The following is a 1,525-nucleotide window of genomic DNA, read 5'->3' as shown; positions in this document are numbered from 1 at the left end:
GACCAACGCCTTCCTCATCCGCCCGATCAGCGACCTCGCCCACCGTCTGCACTGGTCAAACTGGCGACGCCTGCACCAAGCCCGAGCCCGAGCCCACTACACACGCCGCCTCAACCTCGAATTTCAGCCATGATCACGAACGGCGGCTGCCGCACTAGAGAAAAGGAATGATCGATCAAGGGCTGTCCCCATGATCAGCCGGGGTCGAGTGTCCGCGCGGATCTCATCGGGCGCGTTTCAGCGGCCTCAGTGGGTGCGGCCTGCAGAAGGGGTGCCCGGGCGGGCGGCGGAAGGGTTGAGCGCGGACCGGATAAGCTGCCACGAGGAACGCTCACGCTCCGCGGCGGGTGCGGCAGTGCCGGCCCGGCCCTTCCTACCGGCGGTGATGGTGCTGGAGATGCTCGCCGCGGCAGCGCGCATCGCGTGTCGTGTCGAGGAGGTGACACCGGTGGCCGCGCTTGGCCGGGCTACGTCGCCTGCTACCGGGGCAGTGGACGGCTGCGGCACAAGTGCGGGGACGGTGGACGTCGTGCGAGTTTCTTCGGCCACTTCCGGCAGGGAGGGGATGTTCGGCTCCTTGCGGATGATGCGGCTGTTGACGTCTTGCAGAGCCTGCTTGGCTCGGTTGTCCCAGGTGAGGATGACGGCGGAACTCCCGGCCTCGCGGATAGTGAGTTCGAGGGCGTCGCGCACCGTCGGTTCCCTGCCGAGTTCCGCGCGCAGACGTTCGGCGGCTTCCCGAAAGATGCTCTCTTGCATGCGTATGAGCTTCGGGACACCGGGTTTCAACCTGCGTTCTCCCTCCGGCATTGGCGGCAACAAGCTCTTTTGCAGGGCTTCCCCCACGGCCGCTCCGCACAGCCGACGGGCCCAGTCGATGTTGCTTTGCAAATGGTCGAGCTGACGGGCGAACTCGAAGTTGTCATCCACGCTCAGCTTCAGCTCGGACAAGGGCGTGGCGAGGGTCCGCTCGTTGGCGGCCACGGCCACGATGCCAGCCGACGGGATCCTGTCCGTCGTGATGTATTCGTCCCTGAACCACTGCTGGTGCTCGTTCGGGCGGGCAACTTTGTCGGTGCGGATGGCCATCGTAAGACGGTTGGTTTCCATCGAGTAAGCCATGAAAGAGGTGATGTCATGGGCATTCTTGATGCTCGTACCAGGGGAGCCTGCGACGCTCAGGCTGTTCCAGCCGGCATGATCGAACGTGGCTTCCAGGCCCCCGCTGAGGGTCTTCCCGACGAACCCCAGATCCATCGGCTGCACCCCGTGCCACTTCACAGAGGGATCATCGAGATAGGCGAAGAACTCTGAATTGACCGATGCAGTCGGCGACACAATGGGGCCTTCCTGAAACGAGTCGCGCCACCCAAGTGGCCAAAGATGACGCATAGGGCGCAGCCGCCCGACTATCCTCTCCAACGGCCGCCTCGCCGGTTCGGTTCATCCCGCGCACCACGAACGCCTCTTCACGCACTTCGCCCCGGCCACAGCGACGAAGCACCGACCCCACCGACCGCGGCCG

The 1,525-nt window shown here is 65.0% G+C and carries 1 protein-coding gene; it reads right to left on the bottom strand.

Going from position 1 to position 1,525, the window contains the following annotated elements; all coding sequences use genetic code 11:
* Positions 1 to 246: 246 nt before the first annotated feature.
* Positions 247 to 1,257 carry a hypothetical protein gene (locus tag ACIBEF_RS32415; protein ID WP_396797232.1) on the bottom strand — a complete coding sequence of 337 codons (1,011 nt, stop codon included), beginning with the start codon at positions 1,255 to 1,257 and terminating at the stop codon, positions 247 to 249.
* Positions 1,258 to 1,525: the final 268 nt, after the last annotated feature.

Source organism: Micromonospora sp. NPDC050795 (assembly GCF_044456785.1).
Taxonomy (GTDB): domain Bacteria; phylum Actinomycetota; class Actinomycetes; order Mycobacteriales; family Micromonosporaceae; genus Micromonospora.
This window is presented reverse-complemented; position numbering and strand designations above follow the sequence as displayed.

Coding starts and splice junctions, on each gene's coding strand:
- ACIBEF_RS32415 (WP_396797232.1), bottom strand. CDS start 1,257: ATGGATCTGGGGTTCGTCGGGAAGACCCTCAGCGGGGGCCTGGAAGCC.